18 protein-coding genes are annotated in these 23,681 nt (G+C 68.1%); 4 read left to right on the top strand and 14 right to left on the bottom strand.

The window, feature by feature from the left end; translation table 11 throughout:
* Nucleotides 1-77 precede the first annotated feature (77 nt).
* Together K3U93_RS06555 and K3U93_RS06550 are read right to left on the bottom strand one after the other, a co-directional pair.
* Nucleotides 78-1,580 (bottom strand): bifunctional aminoglycoside phosphotransferase/ATP-binding protein, encoded by a 1,503-nt coding sequence (locus tag K3U93_RS06555; protein WP_083010352.1) that lies wholly within the window; start codon nucleotides 1,578-1,580, stop codon nucleotides 78-80.
* 38 nt (nucleotides 1,581-1,618) lie between these two features.
* Nucleotides 1,619-2,503 carry a universal stress protein gene (locus tag K3U93_RS06550; RefSeq protein WP_071512541.1) on the bottom strand — a complete coding sequence of 295 codons (885 nt, stop codon included), beginning with the start codon at nucleotides 2,501-2,503 and terminating at the stop codon, nucleotides 1,619-1,621.
* Between the two features lie 138 nt (nucleotides 2,504-2,641).
* Between K3U93_RS06550 and otsB the strand changes: the two genes are divergently transcribed.
* Nucleotides 2,642-6,340 (top strand): trehalose-phosphatase, encoded by a 3,699-nt coding sequence (otsB, locus tag K3U93_RS06545; protein ID WP_071512540.1) that lies wholly within the window; start codon nucleotides 2,642-2,644, stop codon nucleotides 6,338-6,340.
* Nucleotides 6,341-6,474: 134 nt separating this feature from the next.
* Nucleotides 6,475-7,293: a universal stress protein gene (locus tag K3U93_RS06540; protein WP_071512539.1), complete on the top strand. Its 819-nt coding sequence runs from the start codon at nucleotides 6,475-6,477 to the stop codon at nucleotides 7,291-7,293.
* 3 nt (nucleotides 7,294-7,296) lie between these two features.
* On the opposite strand, the gene K3U93_RS06535 is transcribed toward K3U93_RS06540, so the two are convergent.
* From K3U93_RS06535 to K3U93_RS06490, 10 genes are all read right to left on the bottom strand, one after another.
* A complete protein-coding gene (locus tag K3U93_RS06535) occupies nucleotides 7,297-8,196 on the bottom strand; it encodes a universal stress protein (protein ID WP_071512538.1) in 900 nt (299 codons plus the stop codon).
* A 13-nt stretch (nucleotides 8,197-8,209) separates the two neighbouring features.
* Nucleotides 8,210-8,764: a GNAT family N-acetyltransferase gene (locus K3U93_RS06530; RefSeq protein WP_071512537.1), complete on the bottom strand. Its 555-nt coding sequence runs from the start codon at nucleotides 8,762-8,764 to the stop codon at nucleotides 8,210-8,212.
* On the bottom strand, nucleotides 8,761-10,407 hold the full coding sequence (locus K3U93_RS06525; protein ID WP_230981655.1) for a GAF domain-containing sensor histidine kinase: 1,647 nt from the start codon (nucleotides 10,405-10,407) through the stop codon (nucleotides 8,761-8,763). Before K3U93_RS06525 ends, K3U93_RS06530 begins: the two co-directional genes overlap by 4 nt.
* Nucleotides 10,408-10,630: 223 nt before the next feature.
* Entirely contained in the window at nucleotides 10,631-11,305 is a 675-nt protein-coding gene (dosR, locus tag K3U93_RS06520; RefSeq protein ID WP_071512535.1) for a hypoxia response regulator transcription factor DosR/DevR, read from the bottom strand.
* An 81-nt stretch (nucleotides 11,306-11,386) separates the two neighbouring features.
* The gene (locus tag K3U93_RS06515) at nucleotides 11,387-12,226 is read right to left on the bottom strand and encodes a universal stress protein (RefSeq protein WP_071512534.1); all 840 of its coding nucleotides are present in this window, start codon (nucleotides 12,224-12,226) and stop codon (nucleotides 11,387-11,389) included.
* A gap of 16 nt (nucleotides 12,227-12,242) precedes the next feature.
* Nucleotides 12,243-13,034 (bottom strand): universal stress protein, encoded by a 792-nt coding sequence (locus K3U93_RS06510; protein WP_071512533.1) that lies wholly within the window; start codon nucleotides 13,032-13,034, stop codon nucleotides 12,243-12,245.
* A gap of 121 nt (nucleotides 13,035-13,155) precedes the next feature.
* Complete coding sequence (locus K3U93_RS06505) at nucleotides 13,156-14,133, bottom strand: 1-phosphofructokinase family hexose kinase (protein ID WP_071512532.1); 978 nt, start codon at nucleotides 14,131-14,133, stop codon at nucleotides 13,156-13,158.
* Nucleotides 14,134-14,161: 28 nt separating this feature from the next.
* A complete protein-coding gene (locus K3U93_RS06500; protein ID WP_083010279.1) occupies nucleotides 14,162-16,204 on the bottom strand; it encodes an erythromycin esterase family protein in 2,043 nt (680 codons plus the stop codon).
* Between the two features lie 12 nt (nucleotides 16,205-16,216).
* Entirely contained in the window at nucleotides 16,217-16,654 is a 438-nt protein-coding gene (locus K3U93_RS06495) for an Hsp20/alpha crystallin family protein (protein ID WP_083010278.1), read from the bottom strand.
* Nucleotides 16,655-16,816: 162 nt separating this feature from the next.
* Complete coding sequence (locus K3U93_RS06490) at nucleotides 16,817-17,803, bottom strand: Acg family FMN-binding oxidoreductase (protein WP_083010277.1); 987 nt, start codon at nucleotides 17,801-17,803, stop codon at nucleotides 16,817-16,819.
* Between the two features lie 179 nt (nucleotides 17,804-17,982).
* Between K3U93_RS06490 and K3U93_RS06485 the strand changes: the two genes are divergently transcribed.
* Complete coding sequence (locus tag K3U93_RS06485) at nucleotides 17,983-18,960, top strand: Acg family FMN-binding oxidoreductase (protein ID WP_083010276.1); 978 nt, start codon at nucleotides 17,983-17,985, stop codon at nucleotides 18,958-18,960.
* 129 nt (nucleotides 18,961-19,089) lie between these two features.
* Nucleotides 19,090-19,524 carry a pyridoxamine 5'-phosphate oxidase family protein gene (locus K3U93_RS06480; protein WP_083010275.1) on the top strand — a complete coding sequence of 145 codons (435 nt, stop codon included), beginning with the start codon at nucleotides 19,090-19,092 and terminating at the stop codon, nucleotides 19,522-19,524.
* Here the strand turns inward: K3U93_RS06480 and K3U93_RS06475 are convergent.
* Nucleotides 19,408-20,928, bottom strand: a complete 1,521-nt coding sequence (locus K3U93_RS06475) for a bifunctional lysylphosphatidylglycerol flippase/synthetase MprF (RefSeq protein WP_230981598.1) — start codon at nucleotides 20,926-20,928, stop codon at nucleotides 19,408-19,410. The genes K3U93_RS06480 and K3U93_RS06475 overlap by 117 nt on opposite strands.
* Nucleotides 20,918-23,635 carry a cation-translocating P-type ATPase gene (locus K3U93_RS06470; protein WP_230981597.1) on the bottom strand — a complete coding sequence of 906 codons (2,718 nt, stop codon included), beginning with the start codon at nucleotides 23,633-23,635 and terminating at the stop codon, nucleotides 20,918-20,920. The genes K3U93_RS06475 and K3U93_RS06470 overlap by 11 nt, the downstream gene beginning before the upstream one ends.
* Nucleotides 23,636-23,681: the final 46 nt, after the last annotated feature.

Here is a 23,681-nt window from a genome sequence, read left to right as displayed (position 1 = left end):
ACGGCCGGGGCATTTGGACTTGGCCGGGGATGCGGCGGCTTAGCGTCGCCGCGGGATCCGATCGACCCGAGACCTTTTCACTCGGTGACCGCTCGCCGCCAGGCATCGTGGGCCTCGGTCGCCGACCGCTCGGGCGGTTGAGAGGTGTCGATCCGGTGCGCGGTGTTCCAGCCCGCCCGCTGGGCGGCCAGCGCCGCGGCGATCTCCGGGGTCACCTCCGAGTTGCCCGGGCGCCTGGTCTTGATGCGGCCGGCCGCCGCGTCGTCCGTCGCCGAGCACATCAGTTCGACGATCGCCGAATGCGTTTCGGACGCGAGGCGCTGCGCGTGAGCGCGCATGTGCGGGTCCCGCCAGGTGCCGTCGAGGATCACCGATTTCCCGTCACGCAGCAGCGGGCGTGCCCGGCGCAGGGCAGCCTCATAGACCGTCACGACGTTGTCGCGGCTGTACAGTCCCTGATCCAGCACGCCCGGCGCTCCGCTGATGACACCCGATTCCCGCAGTTCCCGGCGGACGTCATCGGTCGAGATGACCTGCGCCCCCGTCTTTTCCGCGAGCGTACGCGCGAGGGTGGACTTGCCGGTGCCCGGATTTCCGCCCACGAGCGCCAGCCGAACACCACCGTTCTGAAGGTGCTCGACCGCGATGGCCAGGTGCCGGGCGGCGTCTTGGGCGGCCGCCGATTTGCCCTGCGACAGTCGCACGCAATCGACCTTCGCCCTTACGACGGCGCGGTAGGCGGTGTAGAAGTCCCGCAACGACGACGGTGCCGAATCCGCCGAATGCAGGGCGTAGCGTTCGAGGAAGTAGTCGCCAAGGTCCTTGCGGCCCAGGAATTCCAGATCCATCGCGAGGAAGGCGGCGTCATCCACGCAATCGACGTAGCGAAGCTCGTCGTCGAACTCCAGGCAGTCGAGCAGCGCCGGTTCGCCGCGCACCCAGAAAATGTCGTCGGCGAGCAGATCGCCGTGGCCGTCGACGATGAATCCTTCCTCGACGCGGCGCTTGAACAGGGGCTCACGGCCCGAGACGAACTCGGTGGCAAGGCGCCGGATTCGCGACAGCGACTCGATCGAGACGGCCGGACTCGGCGCGCCGGCGTAGCGGTCGAGCTCCGACAGGTTCTCGCGCCAGCGCCGCTCGACCGCGCCGGCCTCGCCCTGGGCATCGATCACCGGACCCCGCCGCGCGTGCCGGTGAAAGCGGGCCACCACCGCCGCGATGGCGTCCAGCACGCCCCGAACGGGCTCGTCGCGGCCGCGGGTCACCATGGACGCCAATCGGTCGTCGTCGTGGTAGCGCCGCATGACGACGATCGGTTCGGCCGGCCCTCCGCCGGGGTCGCTGAGATACGCGACGCCGAAATAGCTTTGGGGCGACAGGCGGCTGTTCAACTCGACTTCCTTGCGGCACGCGCGCTCGCGCTGCTCCGCCGTGCGGAAGTCGAGAAAGTCGGTCAATATCGGCTTCTTCGCCTTGAATGCCCGGTCGCCGGCGAGCACAACCACACCCGTGTGGGTCTCGTGCACCTCGACATAGGGGACATAGGGGACATAGGGGATATTGGGCTCTGGAGTCATGGTCACCGCCTCAGTGTCCTGAGGCAGGATGCGGCAAGCTACGCCGGCCGCGCCACGATCACGGGCATCCGGACCGAGTGCACAATGGCGTTGCTCACCGAACCCAGCAGCATGCCGCTCAAACCGCCGCGGCCATGGCTGCCCACGACGACGAGCTGGGCGGACTCCGACTTTTCGATCAGCTGCCGAGCCGGCCGGTCGCACACGACGACGCGGTGCACCGTGACGTCGGGATAGCGTTCCTGCCAGCCCGCCAGGCGTTCGGCCAGAACCAGCTCGGCTTCCGCCTTCACCGCCGACCAGTCCAACCCGGGCAGTTCGAAGACCTCGACGTCGCTCCACGCGTGCAACGCCGTCAGCTCGACACCACGCCGTGACGCTTCGTCGAACGCGATGGCCGTCGCGAGCTCCGAGGCGGGCGAGCCGTCGATGCCCACCAGCACGGGAGCTTCCAGCGGGTGGGGCATCAGCGGATCTTCGTCGCGAATGACCGCGACCGGGCAGTGCGCGCCGCGCACCACGCTCGAGCTCACCGAGCCCAGCAAAAACCTCTCCACCGCTCCACGCCCGTTGCTGCCCACGACGAGCATCTCCGCCTCGTCGGACATGTCGACCAGCGTCGGCACCGGGGGCGCGCAACTGAGCTCGCTCTTGACCTCGACCCTGCGGCCCGTCGGCATGGCGTCTTCGGCGACCTTGACCGCCTCGGCAAGGAGCCGCTGGCCTTCCTCTTCCTGCCAGGCGATTCCCGTCGACAGCGGCATTGCCGGCCACATCGGCACGGGCTCGCTCACCATGTGGACCACGGTCAGCGGAACATGCCGCATCGCCGCGTCACGAGCTGCCCAACAGACAGCGGCGTTGGAGGCCGCCGATCCGTCGATCCCGACGACGATGCCATGGCGGTTCATGGGTGTAGACATGGTGTTCTCCCTCGGTTACCGCAAACGCTATTACCCGAACGGCCGTCGATCATGAGGCTTTAGTCACCAACCACATGGACATGGGACCTCGCCGCATCGGTTGGGGTTGACCCGGGCTTGCGCTGTGGCATCGTCACCATGGTGACCGAATGGCCCGCCACCGTCGACAGGCGCTACCACGACGCGGTGATCCTCGGGCTCGACAGCGTGATCGCGGAGACCGCGCCGGGTGCCGTCCAGGCCCGCGACTCAACCGTTCCATTGCTGCGGCGGCTGCGAGACGTCGGAGTCGCCACGGCCGTCTACTCCTCCACCCGCGACTGCGCGCAGACGCTGCGCGCGGCGGGAATCGACGAACTCGTCAGCGTCGTCGCCGGCGAAGCCCAGACCGCCGGAAAGCCCGACGCGGCGGTGCTGACCGAGACGGCAACCCGCCTGAGGGTCCGCCCCGTTCGTTGCGTTGTCATCGCGCGTGACCAAGCCTGTGTGCGGGCCGGCAGGGACGGCGGCTTCAGCCTCGTCATCGGTCTCGAGCGCGACGGGAACGCCGACGAACTGCTGTCCTGCGGAGCCGACACCATCGTCGCCGATCTCGCCGAGATCTCGGTGCAAAGCGGTGGCGGCCCCATGTCGAGCGTCGCCGATGCGATGCAGGTCTACAGCCAGTTGAAAGACTTGGTGACCAGCCGGCGACCGGCGGTATTCCTCGACTTCGACGGCACGCTATCCGAGATCGTCGAGCATCCGGAGTCGGCCACCCTGGTCGACGGCGCCGCCGAAGCGCTGCGCGCGCTGGCCGCGCAGTGCCCCGTGGCGGTGATCAGCGGCCGCGATCTGGGCGACGTCCGCGAACGCGTCAAGGTCGACGGGGTGTGGTATGCGGGCAGCCACGGCTTTGAAGCGATCGCACCGGACGGCACCCACCACGAGAACGCCACCGCCGCGGGCGTCATCGCCGCCCTGGCGCGTGCGGCCGAACGATTGACGGAGACGCTCAGCGAGGTGTCGGGAATACTGGTGGAGCACAAACGCTTTGCGGTGGCCGTGCACTATCGCAATGCCGATCCCGGTGACGTCGACCGGGTGATCGTCGCGACCCGTAAAGTCGGGCGCGCTGAGGGCCTGCGGATCACCACCGGTCGCAAGGTCATCGAACTTCGCCCAAACATCGAGTGGGACAAGGGCACGACACTCGATTGGCTCCTCGAACACATCGAGGGCAGCGACAATGCCACCGACTCCGACCCGATGTTGCCGATCTACGTCGGCGACGACATCACCGACGAGGACGCCTTCGACGCGGTCCAGTTCGACGGCGTGGGAATAGTGGTGCGGCACCCGGAGGATGGCGACCGACCGTCCGCCTCGCTATTCAGCCTCGAGAATCCTTCCGCGGTATGCGAATTCGTCCGACGCCTGGCGGCCGATCTGGAAGAGGAGGCGGCGCAGTCGAGCGATCCGTGGGAACTCGTCTACGACGCCTACGACCCGAACGACGAGCGGCTGCGCGAAGCGCTGTGCACCGTCGGCAACGGCTACGTCGCCACCCGTGGTTGCGCCCCGGAAGCCGAGGCGTCCGAGTCGCATTACCCGGGCACCTACGCCGCCGGTGTGTACAACCAGCTGTCCGATCGGATCGCGGACCGGACCATCGAGAACGAAAGCCTCGTCAACCTCCCCAACTGGCTGTCGCTGACCTTCCGCGTCAACGGTGGACCGTGGTTTCACGTTGATGACACCGAGTTGCTTTCCTACCGACAGACATTCGACCTGCGGCACGCGACATTGACCCGCAGCCTGCGGTTCCGGGACGGCGCCGGCCAGATCACCACCGTGACCCAACAACGATTCGCGTCCATGCGCCAGCCCCACCTGCTTGCCATGCAGACCACGGTCGGTGCCGAGAATTGGTCGGGCACAGTCGAGTTCAGGTCACTGCTGGACGGAACCGTCCGCAACACCATGGTCGAGCGTTATCGTTCGCTGTCGAGCACCCACCTCACCGAGTCGGTGATCGACGAAATCACGCCCGACTCGGTGATATTGCGAACCCAAACGTCGCAATCACGTGTCGCGATCGCGGTGGCCGCGCGCAGCACCGTGTGGTGCGACGACGTCCGGGCCGACGCACACTACGCGGTCGTGCGGGACGGCGGCCGGGGCGGTCATGACATCCGGGTCGAGCTCTCCGCCGGGCAGTCGATCACGTGCGAGAAGGTCGCGACCATATTCACCGGCCGGGACCCGGCCATATCGGAACCGGCGAGCGCGGCGCAGAAACACCTCGACGCGGCGGGCCGGTATGCCGATCTCCACCATCAGCATGCCCGGGCGTGGGCCCTGCTGTGGGAACAATGCAAGGTTGGCCTGGCCGACAGCGCGAGGGCATTGCGGGTCCTGCGCCTGCATTCGGTCCATCTGCTGCAAACCATTTCGCCGCACACCGCCGATCTCGACGCCGGGGTCCCGGCCCGGGGCCTGCACGGTGAGGCCTATCGCGGGCACGTCTTCTGGGACGCACTGTTCGTCTCCCCGGTGCTGAGCGTGCGCATGCCGAACGTGGCCCGGTCGCTGCTGCTTTACCGGTATCGGCGGCTTCCCGAGGCCCGCCGCGCGGCCCGCACGGCGGGCTATCTGGGCGCCATGTTTCCCTGGCAATCGGGCAGCGACGGCCGCGAGGTCAGCCAGGAATTGCATCTCAATCCGCAGTCCGGCCGCTGGAACCCGGATCCCAGTGCGCGCGCGCATCACGTCGGCCTCGCCATTGCCTATAACACGTGGCAGCACTACCAGGTGACCGGTGATCGGCAGTGGCTCGTCGACTACGGCGCCGAGATGCTGGTCGAGATCGCCCGTTTCTGGGCGGGCCTGGCCAAATTCGACAACAGTCGCGGGCGTTACACCATCCGGGGGGTCATCGGCCCCGACGAGTTCCATTCGGGCTATCCGGGCAAGGAATACGACGGGATCGACAACAACGCCTACACCAACGTGATGGCGGTCTGGGTGATCTTGCGGGCGATGGACGCGCTGGACCTGCTGCCGCTGCGGGATCGGCTCGACCTGGTCGCGAAGGTCGACCTGATGGCCCAGGAGCTCGATCGGTGGGATCACGTGACGCGGCGCATGTTCGTCCCGTTCCACGACGACGTGATCAGTCAATTCGAGGGCTATTGCGAACTGGCGGAGCTGGATTGGGAACACTATCGGCAGCGGTACGAAAACATTCAGCGGCTCGACCGCATTTTGGAAGCCGAAAACGACAGCGTGAACAAGTACAAGGCGTCCAAGCAAGCCGACGCGTTGATGCTCTTCTACCTGCTGTCGTCGGAGGAGCTGCTGGGCCTGTTCGGCCGGCTCGGTTACCGCTTCGCGCCCGAACAAATCCCGAAGACGGTTGAGTACTACCTGTCGCGCACCTCGCACGGCTCGACGCTGAGCGCCGTCGTGCATGCATGGGTCCTCGCCCGTGCCAACCGGCACAAGGCCATGGAGTACTTCCAACAGGTGCTGGATTCCGATATCGCCGACATCCAGGGCGGCACTACGGCGGAAGGGATACACCTGGCCGCGATGGCCGGCAGCATCGACCTGCTGCAGCGGTGTTTCACCGGACTGGAAACGCGAGACGACCGGTTGATCGTCGGCCCGCAGTGGCCGGAAGTGCTCGGCCCGATCGAGTTCCCGTTGGTGTATCGCGGCCAACGCCTTCACCTTCGGATCAGCGGACGGGCGGGCGCGCTGACCTCCGAGGCCGGAAACGCCGGACCGATCACGGTCGAATGCCGTGGCCGCGTGCAGCATCTGCTGCCGGGGCACACGATCGAGGTCGCGTGAACACCCCGGCTGGTGACCCATTGCCCGCAAACGGGGGTCGAACGGCCCTGCTGGACAGCCACCGAGCCCAATAGTGTTCCAAGTGGTGGGCGCGGGGCCGTCCCGCGGCCCGGCCATCGGATCGGGAGGACGCGATGAACCATCCGCAGCCATCACAGCGGATCGTCGTCGGCATCGACGGCTCGGACGCGGCGATCAATGCGGCCAGATGGGCGGTCACCGAGGCCGTCAACCGCAACATCCCGTTGCGGTTGATCCACACCATCCCCGAACGGAACGCGGACGCCGGCGCGGGCGACGACAGCCTGGAGATCGAATACGCCCAGGCGTCGCTGCGCGCCGCCGACGCGGCGCTGCAGGCCACGGGCGAGCCGGTCAAGGTCGAATGCGACATCGTGCACGGATCGCCGGAGCGTGCCCTGATCGACGAATCGCGACGGGCGGCGATGATTTGCGTGGGCTCGGTGGGGATTGGGCGCATCGCCAGCAAGGTCCTCGGCTCGACCGCCGACGCCGTGGCTCAGAAGGCGCATTGCCCGGTGGCGATCATTCGCAGCGGCCGCGAGGACGGGGAGCCGGACTCCGGGTGGATCGCGGTCGCCGTCGACGAATCGCCGGGCAACGACGCGGTGCTCGAGCACGGCTTCCGGGAAGCCCGGCTTCGTGACGCACCGGTTTTGGCGATGGGAGTGTGGCGCTGGGGTTTTGGTGAGATTCCCTACCGTCAGCTGGATCATCGGCTCGGTCCCTGGGTATCGAGGTACCGCGAGGTGCACGTCATGCCGGCCGCCGCCAGGCATGGGGCCGCCGACTTCCTCGCGCATACCCAGGAGGCCGTTCAACTCGCGGTGGTGGGCCGCGAGGACGCCGACAAGGTCGCCCGCATGGTCGGTCCGATCAGTCCGCACTTGTCCGGCCACACCGGATGTTCGGTGCTCGTCGTGCGCGATTGACGGCTACCCGCCGGGTTCCTGACCATCGCGGACGACGATCACCGGAACACGTGCCGCCTGGGCCACGGCGGAGCCGACCGAACCCAGCAGCATTCCCGGAAAGCCCCCGCGGCCGCGGCTGCCCACCACCACGAGCTGGGCACGCTCGGACTCCTTGAGCAACCAGTGGGAAGGCTTGTCGCAGAAGAGCAATCGCTCAACGCGCACATCCGGATACCGCTTTTGCCAACCGGCCAGGCGTTCGGCGAGAACCTCCTGCCCTTGGCTCTCGCGGTCGCGCCAGTCCATCCCGAGGACCGGGAACACGCCCACGTCACTCCACACGTGCAGGGCGCGCAGCTGGACTCCGCGGCGCGAGGCTTCGTCAAAGGCCAGGGCGGTCGCCGCCTCCGAGGCGGGCGACCCGTCGATGCCCACGAGCACGGGCGCGTGGGGATCGGGGGCCGCACTTTTGTCGGAGTGAATGACCGCGACCGGACAGTGGGCATAGTGAACCAGTCCCGCCGTGACCGAGCCCAGCAGCAGACGGCCCAACGCGCCCAGACCTTGGCTGCCGACGACGACCATCCACGCGTCCTTGGAGGCCTCGATCAACGCCGGCACGACGCTGGAATAAACCATCTCGGTGCGTATTTCGGGTGGCTCGGAATCGCCGAGGCCGGCGTTGAGCGTCTTACGCGCCTGATCGATGACCTGCCGTCCGCTGTCCCTCTGCCAGTCGGGCATGTCCGCGTACAGTTGGCCCACCGGCCACCCGACGACCACCGGGGGAACGGCGTGGATCAGCGTGAGCGGCAGTTTGCGCATGATGGCCTCGCGCGCACCCCAGGCTACGGCGGCATCCGACGGCGCCGACCCGTCGACGCACACCAGCACTCCGAATTTAGCTGTCTCACCGGGCATTTCGCACTCCTCGCTATGAACCCTCATCCGTGGACGTCGGTGCCTCGTCGAACTCGGGCAGCTCGACCTCCAGGTGCCGAATCGCCCCGTAATCCGTTGGCTTACAAGGCCATCCGAGATCGAAGAAGACCGTGAGCATGAGATGATTCTCGCCCAGGACGTCGGCCACAAAGCGCCCGATCCCGTGGGCCCGGGCGATCGGGGCCAGACGTTTGAGCAGGGCCGTTCCCACGCCCACCGAATGGTCTTCGTGGGCGACCACGATCGCGACTTCGGCGACGCTCGGGTCGTCGCCGACGGCCACGTAGTGCGCCACACCGATGAGCCGGTCGGCGTCGAATGCGCCGAGGGCGTAGAGGCCGTGAGCCGGCGCGGTCAGCTTGACGATGAGTTCGGGCAGCGCGACCGGCTGCAGCGTAAAGAACCGAAAGTATCGATCGTGATCGGAGAGGTGTCGATGGAGCGCCAATACGGCGTCGGCGTCGTCGAGCCGCAGGCGACGCAGCGACACGAGCCGTCCGTCGAGCAATCGAGCGGTGGCCGCCGAATCCGCGAGTCGATCGCTCATGCGGTCAGCGGAGCGACCCAGTGGACGCGGGTGCCACCCTCCGGTGGATTGGTGATCTCGCAGGCACCGCCGAGTTGTTCGGCGCGGTACTTCATGTTGGCCAAGCCGCTGGAGCGCGAATTGCCGACGGGTATGCCGCAGCCGTTGTCGATGATGTCGAGGACGAACATATCGGAGACACTGACCTCGATCGTCAGCCGTGAAGCGCCGGAGTGGCGCAGGACGTTGCTGATGGCTTCCGCGGTGACCGCTTCGGCCTGCTCGGCAAGTTCACCGCCAACGGTGGTCATCGGTCCGTGCATGCGCATCGTCGTCACAATGTCACGATTTTCGGTCAGATCGGCGACCACTCGTTGAATCCGCTGCCGAAAGTCGCCATTTTCTCCCAGCGGGGATTTGAGTTGGAAAATGGTCGTGCGGATCTCTTCGATGATGGTTTGCAGGTCGTCGAGCGTGCGGTTGAGCCGGTCGGCGACCTCCGGCGACCGCGCCCTGGCCAGCGTGCCCTGCAGGTCCATGCCGGCGGCGAATAGCCGTTGGATGACGTGGTCGTGCAAATCGTGCGCGATCCGCTCGCGCTCGGCGAGGATGGTCAGCCGGCGCGCGTCCGCGCGGGCCGACGCCAGCACGAGGGCCATCGCGGCCTGCGAGGCGAAATCGCTCACCAGGTCGAGGTAACTCTTGTCGAACGGCGGCTGGTCGGCGCCGCGGGCGATCGCGATGACACCCACGACTTGATCGTGGGCGCGCAGCGGCATCACGATGGCGGGGCGCTGCCCGACGTCGGTGAACGCCTGAATGGGGTACCTCAACGACTCGGTGATCACCGGTGTGCCGGAACGGAAGACGGCACCGCTGGTGGACGAGTCCACCGGAACTCGCCGGCCGATCACCTCGGCGGCATAAGCCCCCACCGCGGCGGACACCACCAGCGCGTCGATTTCGTCGTCGGGCAGGTCGGGGTCGGCCGGAAGGAGCACGATCGCCTGTTCGGCACCGGTCAGGTTGCATAAGCGGTCGGCGACCAACTCCAGTGGGCGCCGGTGCGGCTCGGCGCTGGACAGCAGGGCCGTCGTGATCTCGCGGCTGGCCTCCATCCACTTCACCGACGTCCGCTCGCGCTCGAACAGTTGCGCGTTGTCGATGGCGACCGCCGCCGCAAACGCCAGCGCGCGGGCGGCAACCTCGTCGGATTCGGAGAACGCCCGCCCCGGCTCGTCGTGGGTGAGATAGAGGTTGCCGAACACGATCCCGCGGATGGTGATCGGCACCGCGAGAAAGGCCCGCATGGCGGGGTGGTGTTCGGGGAATCCGACGGCGGACGGGTGGGTGGTCAGATCGTCCATGCGCAGGGCCGGCGTGTCCAGGAGCGACAGGCTCAGCAGCCCCTTGCCAACCGGTAGATGCCCGATGACCCGAGCCGTCGCCACGTCGATTCCCTCGTGAACAAACCGGAGCAGGTCGCCCTCGGGATCACGAACGGCCAGGGCGCCGTACGGGGCGGAGGTCAATTCCCTGGCGGCGCCGATAATCCGGTGCAGTGTCGCGTCGAGGTCGAGGTCCGAGCCCAGCTCGACGATCACCCGCAGCAATTGCTCCATTTGGTCGCGTGCCGCCAGCAACTCGTCGAGCTGCTCATGCATCCTGCTAACCAGGCCACGCTGGCCGAGTCCGGCAAAGGCCGAGCTACGTTCGTCGCCGGCCATCGACCCGATACCTCCACGAGGCCTTCAGCTGTACAGCGGCTCGCGCCGGAACGACAGGTACGACGCGAGCAACCCGAGGTGCCTTCGCCAGCTTAATCCGTTTTCGTCGGGTACCCAAGGCCAACGGTCGGCGCCGACCAGCAAACTGCGGCGCCGCCGGTTAGCGGTCCGGTGGTACCTCGGTCGGCATCGTTCGCTGGCTGGACCGTTGATCCAATTTGGAGGCGAACACCGCCGCCTGCGTCCGCCGCTCCATGCCCAGCTTGGCCAGCAACCGCGACACATAGTTCTTCACCGTCTTCTCGGCGAGAAACATCCGGGCGGCGATCTGCCTGTTGGTCAGTCCTTCGCTGAGCAGCCCGAGCAGCGTGCGCTCCTGCTCGGTCAATCCCGACAAGGGGTCCTCACGCTCGGCCGCGCCCCGGAGCTTGGCCATCAGCGCGGCGGCCGCGCGGTTGTCCAGCAGGGATTTCCCGGCGCCGACCTCCTTGATCGCGTGGGCGAGCTCCATGCCCTTGATGTCTTTGACCACGTAGCCGCTGGCGCCGGCCAGGATCGCCTCGAGCATCGCCTCGTCGGAGGTGAACGACGTCAACATCAGGCATCGCAGGTCCGGATGATCGGACACCAGGTCGCGGCACAACTCGATTCCGTTCCCGTCGGGAAGGCGCACGTCAAGCACGGCGACGTCGGGCCGCAACGCCGGTATCCTCGCCTTGGCTTCCGATACGGAACCGGCCTCGCCGACGATTTCGAGCTCGGGGTCCGATGCGAGCAGATCGGCAAGACCGCGTCGAACGACTTCATGGTCGTCGACGAGGAACACCTTGACCATGTACGGGGCCTTTCTGCCGGGCGTGCGGGACAGTCTGGGAACGGCCGCCTCGATATCCCATATTCGCATAGCTGCCCTACCTCACAAATGCCGCTGATTCACCACGATCAGCGAACAGTCCGCGTCCTGCAGTATCGCACTGCCGGCCGGCCCGACCAGTTCGTCCAAGTGCTGACGGTTGTGACCGCTGACAATCACCAACCGCACCGACCGACGTTGGTAAGCCAGGTACTCCAGCAGGCTGCCGGGCAACGCCACCGACTCCACCCGCAGGTCCGGATGGCGTCGCTTCCAGCTGGCCAGCCGGCGATCGAGGTCGGCCAGCGCCCGGCGGTTGCCTTCGGTATCGGCGGTTCGCCGGCAGATGATCGCCTGCAGCGCGGCGTTGCGCAGCCGGGCCTCCTCGACGGCGGCGCCCAGCACGACGCCGTTGTCGGGAGACTCATCCAGCTCGACGACGATCCCGTCGGCGGGCCGGTGCGGGCGGTCGTCACGGGCGCGAATGATCGCCACGGGGCACCGCGCCGAGATGGCCAGCGCCGCGGCGGTGGAACCCACCCGGCCCGGTCGGAAGTGACGCAATCCGACGGCGCCCACGCACACCATGGCCGCCGATGCCGACGCGCTGACCAACGACCCGATCGCGGGCCCGTGCGTGATTTCGGTCTCCGTTTTCACCGGCTTGCCCACGGCTTCGATCGCCGTGAGTGCGTGGCGGATCGCCATTTCCGCGGCGGTCAGCTCGCGGGCCTCGTCCTGCGGCCCGGTTTCCGGGCCATCGTCCCGCTCGATCGCGCACAGCAGCCGCAGCGGCGCGTCACGGCTTACCGCCTCGTCAACGGCCCACAGCGCCGCGCGTAGCGCCGCCTTCGAGCCGTCGATGCCGACCACGATCGGCTGCGGGGTGACTAGCTCTTTCATCGATGCCGGCCCGACTTCAATGGCGGACCACGAGCACGGAGCAGTCGGGGTAGCCCACAATCGGATGACAGTTCGGGACGGCCAGCCCGGCGATCTCGTCGGCATCGGTGCTACCCACGACTGCCAATTCGATTGCGCCGCTTTGCCTCTCGCCGGACGTTACCCCGGTGCCGGCGGCGACCGTCTGGACGGGCACGTCCGGGTAACGCCGGACCCAGCTGTTTACTCGCCGATCGATCTGCCGCACGGTGGCGTGGCGGCGCCGTCCCTCCTCCATGGCCTGGTGCACGACTTCGTCGTTGTCGGGCTCGTCGTTGAGCACGACGGCGATCACGCCGAGCTTCGTCGGCGTTCCGTCGGGATTGGTGCGGATGACCGCCACCGGACACTGCGCCCGCGCCACCAACGCGGCCGCGGTGGGGCCCAACAACCCGTCGGACGCCCGTCCCCGCCTGGCGGTGCCCACGCACACCAGGGCCGCATCCTGTGATTCGTTGACCAACACCTGCGCGGGATCTCCTGAGAGAACAGCCGTTTCGACCTCGACCGGCCTGCCCTTTCCGTGGGCGGCGCTCTGGACGGCGCAGCTCGCTTGGGACAGCGCCATTTCGGCGCGCTCGAGCTCCCACTCGGAGGTGGGCGCCGACCCGATCCGCGGCTCCCGGCCGGGGACGACGGGAATGACATAGACGAGGCGAAGGGGCATCCGCCGGCTCAGCGCCTCGTCGATCGCCCACTTGGCGGCGTTCACCGCCGCCTGCGAGCCGTTGACGCCCACGACCACCGACTTCGCGTCCAGCTGGTTCATGTCGGCTCCTGATCTTTATCCGCTCAAGATCAGGCTATTGCGCCGGCGCTCGTTACGGAGGGGTCGTTAGGCCTTATCTGGTAAGCCGTTCGTCCCTGGCCGGTCCGAGTTTCCGGGAGGCTCAGACGTGCGGGACGTCGCGGGGTTCCGCCGACCGGGCGAACAACTTCTCCACGTCCGCCCGATCGCAGACGGCCGTTCCCGGGGTCGTCAGCATCGCCGCGCCGGCGGCTATGCCCAACCGCACGGATTTGGACAGCGGCCATCCGCGGCTGAGCCCCACCGTGATCGCGGCGACCATCGCGTCGCCCGCCCCCACGCCGCTCCCGCCGGGCATCGGAATCGCCGAAAAGCGCTGGCTTGCATGCGGTGTCGCGAGCAGCGCACCATCGGATCCCAACGACACCAACACCGCTTGCGCGCGTCCGCTGTCGACGAGTTCGTGTGCCGCGGCGAATTGGTCGGCTTCGGTGGCCAGGGGCCGCCCGACACCTTCCCGCAGTTCTCGCGCGCTTGCCTTGAGCAGAAACACCCCGGAGGAGACGTGCTGCAGGCCGCCGCCGGAGGTGTCCAGGACGAGGCGGGCGCCGAGCTGTTGGCAGATGCCGGCAACCCGCTGGTAGAAATCGGCAGGCACGCCGGGCGGCAGGCTGCCGCTGGCCACCACGAATTCGGCCGACTCCGCGGCCATCCGCAGTTGCTCGAGGCAGTGCGCCTGTTCGCGCAGCGTCAGCCGCGGCCCCGGCAGGACGAACCGGTACTGCTGGCCGCTGCTGCTTTCGTTGACGGTGAAGCTCTCTCGCGTCGACGCGGCGATCGCGACCCCCCGAAACGGCACACCCGCCTCGTCGAGGAGCCTGACGATGAGACCACCGGTCGCGCCGCCCGCCGGAAAAACCGCCGAGACCGACGCACCGAGCACGTGCGCGATGCGGGCCACGTTGATGCCGCCGCCGCCCGGGTCGTAGCGAGGGGCCTCGCAGCGCATTTTTTCGGTGTGCCGCACCAGGTCGACGCTCGTCGTGATGTCGAGCGCCGGATTCATGGTCAACGTGACGATTTGCGCGTGGCTCGCGGGCGGCTCCGCTGGCGTCTGCATGTTCGCTGGCTCCGCTCGTGGTCGACGGTTACAGCCCGCTGGGGTACGTTTCCGGCGTCTCGCCGGCGATCCACAGGCTCGTGGGCTCGAGGGGTTCGAGCGCGCGGGTCTTGTCGATGTGGATCATCGCGTCGAATTGGTCGGCCGGCCGGACGTGGAAGTAGTGGCTTTGCCGTTCCGTCTCGGGCCGGTAGATCACGCCGATGGCGCGCCCCAACCGAACGGTGGCGAGCGGATCCGCGGCCGCGGGGCTGAGGAGCGCCGACACCAGGAAGGCGCTCCGGCCGGCCTCGTGCAGCAACTCTTCGATGCTGCCCTGGAGGGCCGGGCGAACGACCTTTCGTTCGGCCAGGCCACCCCACTCGCTGGCGGCGGTCACCGTGCCGGCGTATGTGCTGAACCCGATGAGACGCGCCTGGTCGCCGTATCGCTGACGGACCAGTTGGCCGAGCGTGAGTTGTCCGTCGGCCCATACCTCGGTCGCCCGCGCGTCCCCGACGTGAGAGTTGTGCGCCCACACCACGATTCGGGCGGTTGGCGCGTCGTGGTGGCGATCCAGGTGTTTCAGCAGCGCATCGAGGGTTTGCGCCATGTGCTTGTCACGCAGGTTCCACGAGGTGACCCGCCCGCTGAACATCGCGCGGTAGTACACCTCCGCGTTGCGCACCGTTTGCGCGTTTTGCTGGGCGTAGAACAGTTCGTCCTCGGCGAGCAGCCCGTCCCTGCGCGCATAGTCCAACGCGCTGCGCTGGATCTCGACCAGCTGCTCGATCGCCTGCTTTTCACACGACGGACCGGCGCCGAACGCCGCCGAAAAACCGTACGCCTGACCGTCGTCGGCCGACGCGTGGTCGAAGCAGGCATAACGCTCCCGCGCCCGCGCGGCCGCCTTGGAGTCGACCTTGTCGAGGTAAGTGATCACCTCGTCCATCGACCGGTGCAGGCTGTAGAGGTCTAGGCCGTAGAAGCCGGCCTGGCGCTGGCCGTTCGACTCGTGCAGTCGGTTACGGGCGCGGAGCCAGTCGACAAAGTCGCGCACGACCGTGTTGCGCCACATCCAGGCCGGGAAGCGCTCGAATCCGCTCAACGCTTCGTCGGCGTTCGTGTCTTCGCCGAGGCCGCGAACGTAGCGATTCACTCGGTAGGCGTCGGGCCAGTCCGCCTCCGCGGCGACGGCACAGAAACCCTTCTCCTCGATCAGCCATTTCGTGATGGCGGCCCGGGCCTCGTAGAACTCGTGCGTCCCGTGGGAGCTTTCGCCGATCAGGACGATCCGCGCGTCACCTATCAACTCTTCCAACGTCTCCCGTGGCGGGACGCCCTGCGGCGCGTCGATGGCCACGCCGCCGATCACCTCGGCGGGTGTCCGCGCCGGGGGTCTTACGGTCGACGGCTCCGTCGTCGGGGTGGCGAGCAGCTGGCGAACCTCTTCGTCGCTGACCTGGCGGAAATCCCAGAACGACTCCCCGACCGCCAGAAACGGGGTGGGCATCGACGCGCACACGACATCGTCGACGAGACCGGCGAATTCCCGGCAGGTGGATTCCGGGGCCGCCGGCACCGCGATCACGATGTGCGCGGGCTCGGCCTCGCGCAATGCCTGCACGGCCGCGAACATGCTTGCGCCGGTGGCCAAACCGTCGTCGACGAGGATGACCGTCTTGCCGGTCACGTCGATGGGTGGACGCCCGTCGCGGTAGGCGGCCTCGCGCCGGACGAGTTCGCGGCCTTCCCGCTCGGCGATGGCGCGCAGTTCCTGCGGCGTGATCCGCAAACCCCGCACGACGTCGTCGTTGACCACGACGCGGCCACCGCTCGCCAGCGCGCCCACCGCGAACTCTTCATGGCCGGGGGCGCCGAGTTTGCGCACGATGAAGGCGTCCAGCGGCACGCCCAGCGCGGCCGCCACCTCCCACGCGACGGGCACTCCACCCCTCGCCAAGCCCAGGACGATCACGTCCCGCCGGTCGCGATAGGCGCTGAGAAGGTTCGCCAGCACCCGGCCGGCCTCGCCGCGGTCGCGAAACACGCGCCGCGGCGAGTGCCGGGTGACGTTAGCTGCTCTGGTCATTGCGCACCGCGGTCACTGGCCATTGGCCGGCTGCACCCGAACGTGCCGCTCGGCCGGCTTCGGCTGCGAAACCGCCACGGAGACAGTGAGGATGCCTTTGTCGTAGGTGGCTTCGATCTTGTCTTCGTCGGCGCCGGGCGGCAGCGCCACAGTACGCTCGAACGAGCCGTACGAGAATTCCGAGCGGCCGTCGAAATCTTTCTTCTCGCTACGCTCGGCCTTGATGGTGAGTTGTCCGTCGCGCACCGTGACGTCGATGTCTTTCGCGGGGTCGACGCCGGGCATTTCCGCGCGCACCACGTAGCGGCCGTCCTTGAGTTCGTCCTCGAGCCGCATCACCTGGGTGTCGAAAACGGGGCGGATACCGCCCAGGGCCGGGAAACCGGCGAACAGTTCCGAGAATTCGGGGAAGAGCGACCGCGGCCGGCGCCGAACGGGAAGAGTGCTCATGGGTGTCTCCTCAATTTTCATATTGACCTTTAACCAATTCCATCCGACCAGCCGGCCGCAAGAGACGATAGGGACGGAAGTCCCGGGCTTTCGGGTCGTTCGTCGGCTCGGTGATCGGCGCCGAGCGCGCCGCTTCCGCAAGCCGAAAACCCGGACCGGGCGCTAGCGGTGAATCTCCAAGACGTCGCGCACGGGTCGCCGTGGGGTCGGCTCCGGCGGCATCTTGCCCGTACGGTCGACACCGACTCGGATCAGGACCTGGGGCACCGCCGCTGCACCGGGTATGAGCTCGCGCACGAGGTCACGGCTGGCTTCCAGCTCCGTTATGTGCGTGACGGGGCACGTTGCCAGTCCGGCCATGGTGCATTCCAGCAGGACCGCCGAAAGCGCCTGCCCGCAATTCAGGGCGTCCGCGCGGGTGTCGCCCGGCGTGGACAGCACAAGGATCTTCGCTTGGTCGTGGGCGCCGGCCGAACTCGTCCCGGTGTGACCGTCGGTGGAAAACCGGCGGTTCACCTCGACGCCGCGGCCCTCGGCGCCGGACGCCAGCGCGCTTTCGGGGATGCCCTCTTGGTCTCTGGAAGGCGCCGTCCACCAATGCAATTCATGATGGTAAAGGTCGTCGTAGCGGCGCAGCGCCTCGGTGAGGCGGGACGCCTCCACCAGCCGGGGTCGCGCGTCGTCGGCCAGGACGTCAAGGGTCGCCAGGTTGCCGTCGAACGCGCTGCGCAGCACGGGCTCGAACGAGGCCCAGTCCTTGGGCTCGCGGAACGGGTTTCGATCGGTCCGGCGACGCAGTATCGCCGCGGCGCGGTCGCGCCGGGCCTGGGTGACGTAGTCCATCGGAGCAAAGTCGATCGAGGCAAGGTGGTCGAGATTGTTCGGGTTGGGAAACTGGTCGACGCTGGTGTCCCAGCCGACGGCGGCCATCGCGACCCGGAAGTGGTCGAGCACGGCGCCGCAGCTGACGATCGACTCGCGGCCCGAGCTGTCGGTGGAGGTCACCACCCGGTGCGGGTCGGCGAACAAATCGACACCCGCGCCGGTGGCCACCCAGCGCCACGGTTGGCTGTTGTGCAACGAGGGAGCACGGCACGCCAGCTCCACTGCGCTGGTAATCACCGCGGTGTCCACCATTGTCTGGGTCATTGCACTCACCGGCCTCCTATCTCACTTCGAGCCTCGGGCATGCGCACGTCGCACGCCAGGGTCCTTGGTCCCCAGCGTGACGTCACTGGACCGGCCGACCGGGACAAACGACCCTGGTCACCGACTCCGGTGTCCCCTAGCCTCGATAGCATCCGGAAGCTCGGCGAGGAGTTGACATCATGATTGCGACGCTGGACACCCAGGTTGTCGAGAAAGCCGTGCGACTGGCCTGCCGAGCCCCCTCGGTGCACAACAGCCAGCCGTGGCGGTGGGTGGCCAAGGACGGCGTCGTGCGCCTGTTCGTCGATCGCGACCGAGCGGTGCCGGGCACGGACCGCTCGGGCCGCGAGTCGATCCTCAGTTGTGGCGCCGCGCTCGACCACCTTCGGGTCGCGATGCTCGCCGCGGGTTGGCACGCGGAAATCGAACGCTTCCCCAACCCCCATGACCCCGATCATGTGGCATCGATCGGATTCAGCCGCGTCGATCACGTCACCCACGCCCAGCGTGACCGCGCCAGGGCGATCCTGCAACGCAGAACCGACCGGCTGCCGATGGGCCAGCCCACCTACTGGAGCTTCTTCGAACCCGTCTTGCGCAGCACGCTGGACGAGAGCCTGGTGACGCTGGACGTGCTCTCCGACGACGCGCGACCGCGGCTGGTCAGGGCCTCACGGCTCACCGAGGCGCTTCGCCACGACGACGCGACGTATCACGCCGAACTCGAGTGGTGGACATCGCCGTTCGCGGCGACCGAGGGCGTGCCGCCGAGCGCGCTGGCGTCCGACACGGAAAGCCGCCGGGTCGACGTGGGGCGCGAATTCCCGGTCAGGAGCCACTGGGATCGACGCCGCCAGGTCGCGGTGGACTGGTCGAAGATTCTGGTGCTGTCGACCCCGGAAGACACCAGGGCCGACGTGTTGAGGTGCGGCGAAGCGTTGTCGACCGTGCTGCTGGAGTGCACGATGGCCTTCATGGCGACCTGCACGCTGACCCATCTGATCGAGCTGGACGAAAGCCGCGAGATCGTGCGCGGCCTGCTCAAGGACGGCGGCCAACCGCAGGTGCTGGTCCGCGCCGGGATCGCGCCGCCGATGGAGGCCGTTCCGCCGCCCACGCCGCGCCGCCCGCCCGACGACGTCTTGCAGATCCGCTAGCCGGCGATTGCACGTGCGGCCAAGTCCTGGAATAACTTTGGTCCCCGCGGCGCGGGACTTTCGGCCGGCGCTCTTACCCGGCTTCCGTCGATAGCCTGATCCCCATGACGCATCAAAGAAGGGTGTCCGATGTCCACAACCGATGACGGGGTGACCATCCTGCCGGAGCACGAATGCTGGGATCTGCTGGCGGGTGCGGCGCTGGGGCGGCTGGTCACCAGCGTCGACGGCCAGCCCGAAATCTTCCCCGTCAACTACGTCGTCCAGCACCGCACCGTGCTGTTCCGCACCGCGGAGGGCACCAAATTGGTCAGCACGGCGATAAATCATCGCGTGCTGTTCGAGGCCGACGACCATAACGTCGCCGAGGGCTGGAGCGTGATCATCAAGGGCATAGCACGCTCGCTTCATACCAACGAGCAGATCGAGGAAGCCGAACGGGCCCAGCTATTGTCGTGGACGACGTCCGAGAAAACGCACTATGTGCGGGTGATACCCGAGATGGTCACGGGCCGCCGGTTCCGGTTTGGCCCGCCGCCGCCGGACACGCCCGATCCCGCCTGAGCCGCGCTGCCGACCACGCCGCGGGTGCGGCATGAACTCCAGCGACAGCAGCACCACCAGCGCGGCCGGGATGTGGTGGACGCACAACACCACGTAGCGCCGCTGCGCCAGCGCATGGAACTTCGACAGGTAACGGTAAAGGGACTCGAGGCGGATCAGCGGGTCCAGCAGGTGGATCAACCGATACGCCACCCGCTGCAGCGGCCCCGGGCGGGCGGCGTCGAAGATCTCCGGAAACGCCGCGAATGCCAGCGAAAGCCGCAGCGCACCATGGGTTTTCGCGTCGGTAATCATGTCGACGCTGAGCCGCTCGTCGATGCCGTTGGGGGCGTCCGGGCGGCGGAACGGCACATCGAGGCTGACTTCGGATCCTTCGCCGGCGGTCGCGTATCGGTGAAACGCCACCACCCGTCCGCGCCGGTCACGTGCGACGGCCAGCCTGATGCCGGGGTAGCGGCCTTGCAGGGCCCCGTCCAGGCTCATGCAGAAGCCGCGTTCGGTGCGCGCGGCGCGGTGCGCGGCGTACAGCACCTCGGTCAGCTCGCCGGCCAGCGCATCGTCGAGTTCCCGCTCGTCGACGATCTCGGTGGTGACACCGCGGTTGTGGGTGCGCTGCACCGCCTGGCGCAGGTTGCGATAGCGGCGCCCCGTCAGGGTGAAGCGGCGGACGTCGACGACGACGTCACGCCCGATCGGCACCGCCAGCATCGGCACCCCGACGGTCTTTTTCCGCCACAGCCCCAGATGCCGTTCGCCCCCGGCTAATACGATGATCTGCCAGCCCCGGCCGCGGCACATGCGAACGAAATCGGCCACCAGGTCCTCGAATTGGGTGACGTCGCCGATCGGGTCGCCGCTGACGACGGCGAACCCGAGCCGGGTGCGGTAGGCGATCGCCGCGGATTTCTCGGCGTTGAGGTGATAGCTCTTGCTCGAGTGCATGGCAAAGGGCGCCAACGGATCCCCGCGGGTGGCGTTGACCAGCGCCCACACCTGCCCCAGCAGCTCCGGTTGCGGTCGCGCCGCCGTCGGCCACATGAGCGCGAGCCCGCTGCCGGCGACCAGGACGTTGCCGAGCGCGCCGAAGGACAGGAAGTGCGCACACAGCCCCGCGGCCACCGCGGCGGCCGCGACCATCGCGTGTCCGGTGGTCACCGGCCGGCCGAGAAAGATGCCGCGCGCGATCAGGGCCGCCGCCACGAGTAACGCCACCGACCAGCCGAACCGGCCCGGGGCAACAGCGCCGTAGCCCAGACGCTCGCGCACGGTCAGCAGCGCCAACCAGCCCAGGACGCACAGCGGCATCAGCAGGCTGATGAGGCGGGCCGCCCGAACGTCGGCCCTGACCAGGACCCGTTCGCGGCCGCGCGTGGCGGCGGCGTCGCTTTTCTGACTAATCCCCACGGCGCGCCCGCTTCCTGAGCACGTACCTCATGAATTCATCGGCGCCCCAAACGATTATGGGGTACGCCGGCAGCAGAAGCAGGTCCTGAGCCGGCAGCGGCGCTGTGCCCAGCAGCGCTTGCATCGGTGGGGTGTAGACGAACACGGCGGCCAGCGCGATCTCGGCGGCGATGCCCGCCAGCAGGTAGCGGTTGGTGAAGACGCCGACCGACCGCAACGACGCGCGCTGGGTGCGCACGGCGAACGCGGTGCCGATTTGGCCGGCCATCATGCCCAGGAACGTCATGGTGGTCGCTTGCTGGTAGGCGTGGTGCAGTGGGGCGCCCGCACCCACGGGCGCGCCCGGATGCCAGCCGGCCTTGTGCAACACGTAAAAGAACCCGGCCATCTCGAGCGCGGTGACGATCGCGCCGAGAAACAGCCACGCCCGGGCCAGCATCGGCGCGCGGATCACACCCTCGCTGCGGGGGCGCGGAGGCCGGGCCATGATGCCCGGTTCGGCGGGTTCGCGGCTCAGCGACAACGCCGGCAGCGTTTCGCTGCCCACGTCGAAGGCCAGTATCTGCAGGATGGTCAGCGGCAGCGGGATCAGGCCGCCGCCGAGGGCAAACACCAAGAACGGCACCGTTTCCGGCGTCGCGTGGGCGAAGATGTAGACGATGAACTTGCGGACGTTGTCGTAGATGCGTCGGCCGGCGTGCACCGCGGTGACGATGGTGCTGAAGTTGTCGTCGGTGAGCACCATCGTTGCCGCCTCGCGCGCGACGTCGGTGCCGGATCTGCCCATGGCCACACCGATGTCGGCGCAATGCAGCGCGGGGGCGTCGTTGACGCCGTCGCCGGTCATGGCGACGATGTGCCCTCCGTCGCGCAGCGCCGCGGCGATGTGCAGCTTGGCCTCCGGCGAGGCGCGGGCGAAGATCACCTCCGGGTTTTCCCGCATCAGGTCGGCGAGCTGTCGCTCGTTGAGCCGCGCGAACCGATCGTCGGTCACGACGGTGGGACGGTCCCCGGTAATGCCGACCCGCTTGGCGATGGCCGCCGCGGTGAGCGGGTGGTCGCCGGTGATCACGATGATGCGTATCCCGGCCGTGCGGCACCGGGCGACCGCGTCGGCGACGCCCGGGCGCGGCGGATCGAGCATCGCGATCAGACCGACGAAACACAGGTCCCGTTCCGCGTCGCCGCGCCCCTGTGGCGCCGGCTCCCCGTCGGCGAGCTCGCGGTGCGCGAAGGCCAGCACCCGTAATCCCTCGCCGGCCAACGCGTCGACGACCGCCTCGACCCGGTGACGCCCGGCGTCGTCGAGAGCGACGGGATGCCCGCCGGTGTCGAGGATGTCGCGGCACAGCGACAGCACCGCTTCGGGGGCGCCCTTGGTGTGGATGACGGTCGACGCGCCGGACGGCCGGTCGACCGTCGACATCAATTTGAGCTCTGGGTCGAAGTGAAACTGATTGTGGCGCTGGTCTTCTCGCCGTTGACGGTCGATGTCTGCGCCGAATGCGCGGGCGGCCACCAGGATCGCGATCTCGGTGGGGTCTCCGGTCGGCCTATCGTCCTCGCCGAAAAACGCGTTGTTGCAGGCGGCCGCGACCCGGCCCAGCGCCCGCACCGACGGCGACGCGGCGTCGTCCGGCGCTGCAAAATCGCTGTCCTCGAGGTCGATTCGTTGGGCGGACACCCATGCGGCAACCGGAACCATCCGGTTTTCGGTCAGGGTGCCGGTTTTGTCGGTGCAGATCACATCGGTGCAGCCCAACGTCTCCACCGCGGAGAGGCGCTTGACCAGCGCGCCGCGGCCGGCCAACTCCCGCACCGCCGCCGCCAGCGCCAGCGTGATCACCGGCAGTAGACCCTCGGGCACCATCGCGGCCAGCAGGCCGGCCGCAAACACCAGCGAGTTGATCAGCGTCAGATGCGCGGCCAGCGTGGCCACCGGAATGAACGACGCCGCCAGCATGACCGAGACCGCGGCGATCAGCCACGCCACCCGCCGGACCTGGCGTTCCAGCGGGCTCAGCTCGGGTTTGCCCCCCTGGGACAGCGCGGCAATGCGCCCGATCTCGGTTGCCATCCCGGTCGCGAACGCCACGCCGCGGGCTTCGCCGCCGGTGCAGTTGGCCCCGCTGAAGACCAGCTCCTGCGCCGACAGCAGCGGAAGGTTCACGTCCGCCGTCTCCGCCGACCGCAGCACCGGCACCGATTCTCCCGTCAGCGCCGAGTTGTCCACCTCGATCGCGCCGTCGAGCAGCCGGATGTCGGCGGCGACGCGGTCGCCTTCCTGGATCAGCACGATGTCGCCGGGCACCAACTGCGTCGCGTCGATCTCGGTCACCGCGCCGTCGCGTTTGACCCGGGCACGCTGGGGCAGGTATTTGGTCAACTCCTCCACCGCGCGTTCGGCCTGCAGCTCTTGCGCGAAGGAAAACACCGCGTTCAGCCCGATGATCGACACCACCGCCGCGGCAACCACATTCGAGCCGACGATCAGCAACAATCCCGCCGCCAGCCACAGCAGCAGCGCCAATGGATGGGTGAACTGGCGCGCCAACTCGCCGGGCCAGCGGCGCTTACGCCTGCGTTGCAAGGCATTTGGCCCATACTGCAGCAGGCGCCGCGCCGCCTCGCGGGTCGACAATCCCCGCGGCGAGCTGCGCACATCGCGCAGCAGCCGATCGGCGGCCTCCTGCGGGTCAAGCGCCATGCCGTGACTTTGGCGTGTTCCGACTTGGCTCATCCGCGTTGGCATC

Origin of the sequence: Mycobacterium malmoense (genome assembly GCF_019645855.1) — a bacterium.
GTDB lineage: Bacteria > Actinomycetota > Actinomycetes > Mycobacteriales > Mycobacteriaceae > Mycobacterium > Mycobacterium malmoense.
The sequence above is the reverse complement of the archived record's forward strand: the minus strand, read 5'-3'. Positions and strand labels throughout refer to the sequence as shown.

Bases quoted from the DNA above. Each gene is read 5' to 3' on its own strand.
- K3U93_RS06555 (WP_083010352.1), bottom strand. From the start codon at position 1,580: ATGACTCCAGAGCCCAATATCCCCTATGTCCCCTATGTCCCCTATGTC.
- K3U93_RS06550 (WP_071512541.1), bottom strand. From the start codon at position 2,503: ATGTCTACACCCATGAACCGCCATGGCATCGTCGTCGGGATCGACGGA.
- otsB (WP_071512540.1), top strand. From the start codon at position 2,642: ATGGTGACCGAATGGCCCGCCACCGTCGACAGGCGCTACCACGACGCG.
- K3U93_RS06540 (WP_071512539.1), top strand. From the start codon at position 6,475: ATGAACCATCCGCAGCCATCACAGCGGATCGTCGTCGGCATCGACGGC.
- K3U93_RS06535 (WP_071512538.1), bottom strand. From the start codon at position 8,196: ATGCCCGGTGAGACAGCTAAATTCGGAGTGCTGGTGTGCGTCGACGGG.
- K3U93_RS06530 (WP_071512537.1), bottom strand. From the start codon at position 8,764: ATGAGCGATCGACTCGCGGATTCGGCGGCCACCGCTCGATTGCTCGAC.
- K3U93_RS06525 (WP_230981655.1), bottom strand. From the start codon at position 10,407: ATGCATGAGCAGCTCGACGAGTTGCTGGCGGCACGCGACCAAATGGAG.
- dosR (WP_071512535.1), bottom strand. From the start codon at position 11,305: ATGGTCAAGGTGTTCCTCGTCGACGACCATGAAGTCGTTCGACGCGGT.
- K3U93_RS06515 (WP_071512534.1), bottom strand. From the start codon at position 12,226: ATGAAAGAGCTAGTCACCCCGCAGCCGATCGTGGTCGGCATCGACGGC.
- K3U93_RS06510 (WP_071512533.1), bottom strand. From the start codon at position 13,034: ATGAACCAGCTGGACGCGAAGTCGGTGGTCGTGGGCGTCAACGGCTCG.
- K3U93_RS06505 (WP_071512532.1), bottom strand. From the start codon at position 14,133: ATGCAGACGCCAGCGGAGCCGCCCGCGAGCCACGCGCAAATCGTCACG.
- K3U93_RS06500 (WP_083010279.1), bottom strand. From the start codon at position 16,204: ATGACCAGAGCAGCTAACGTCACCCGGCACTCGCCGCGGCGCGTGTTT.
- K3U93_RS06495 (WP_083010278.1), bottom strand. From the start codon at position 16,654: ATGAGCACTCTTCCCGTTCGGCGCCGGCCGCGGTCGCTCTTCCCCGAA.
- K3U93_RS06490 (WP_083010277.1), bottom strand. From the start codon at position 17,803: ATGACCCAGACAATGGTGGACACCGCGGTGATTACCAGCGCAGTGGAG.
- K3U93_RS06485 (WP_083010276.1), top strand. From the start codon at position 17,983: ATGATTGCGACGCTGGACACCCAGGTTGTCGAGAAAGCCGTGCGACTG.
- K3U93_RS06480 (WP_083010275.1), top strand. From the start codon at position 19,090: ATGTCCACAACCGATGACGGGGTGACCATCCTGCCGGAGCACGAATGC.
- K3U93_RS06470 (WP_230981597.1), bottom strand. From the start codon at position 23,635: ATGGCGCTTGACCCGCAGGAGGCCGCCGATCGGCTGCTGCGCGATGTG.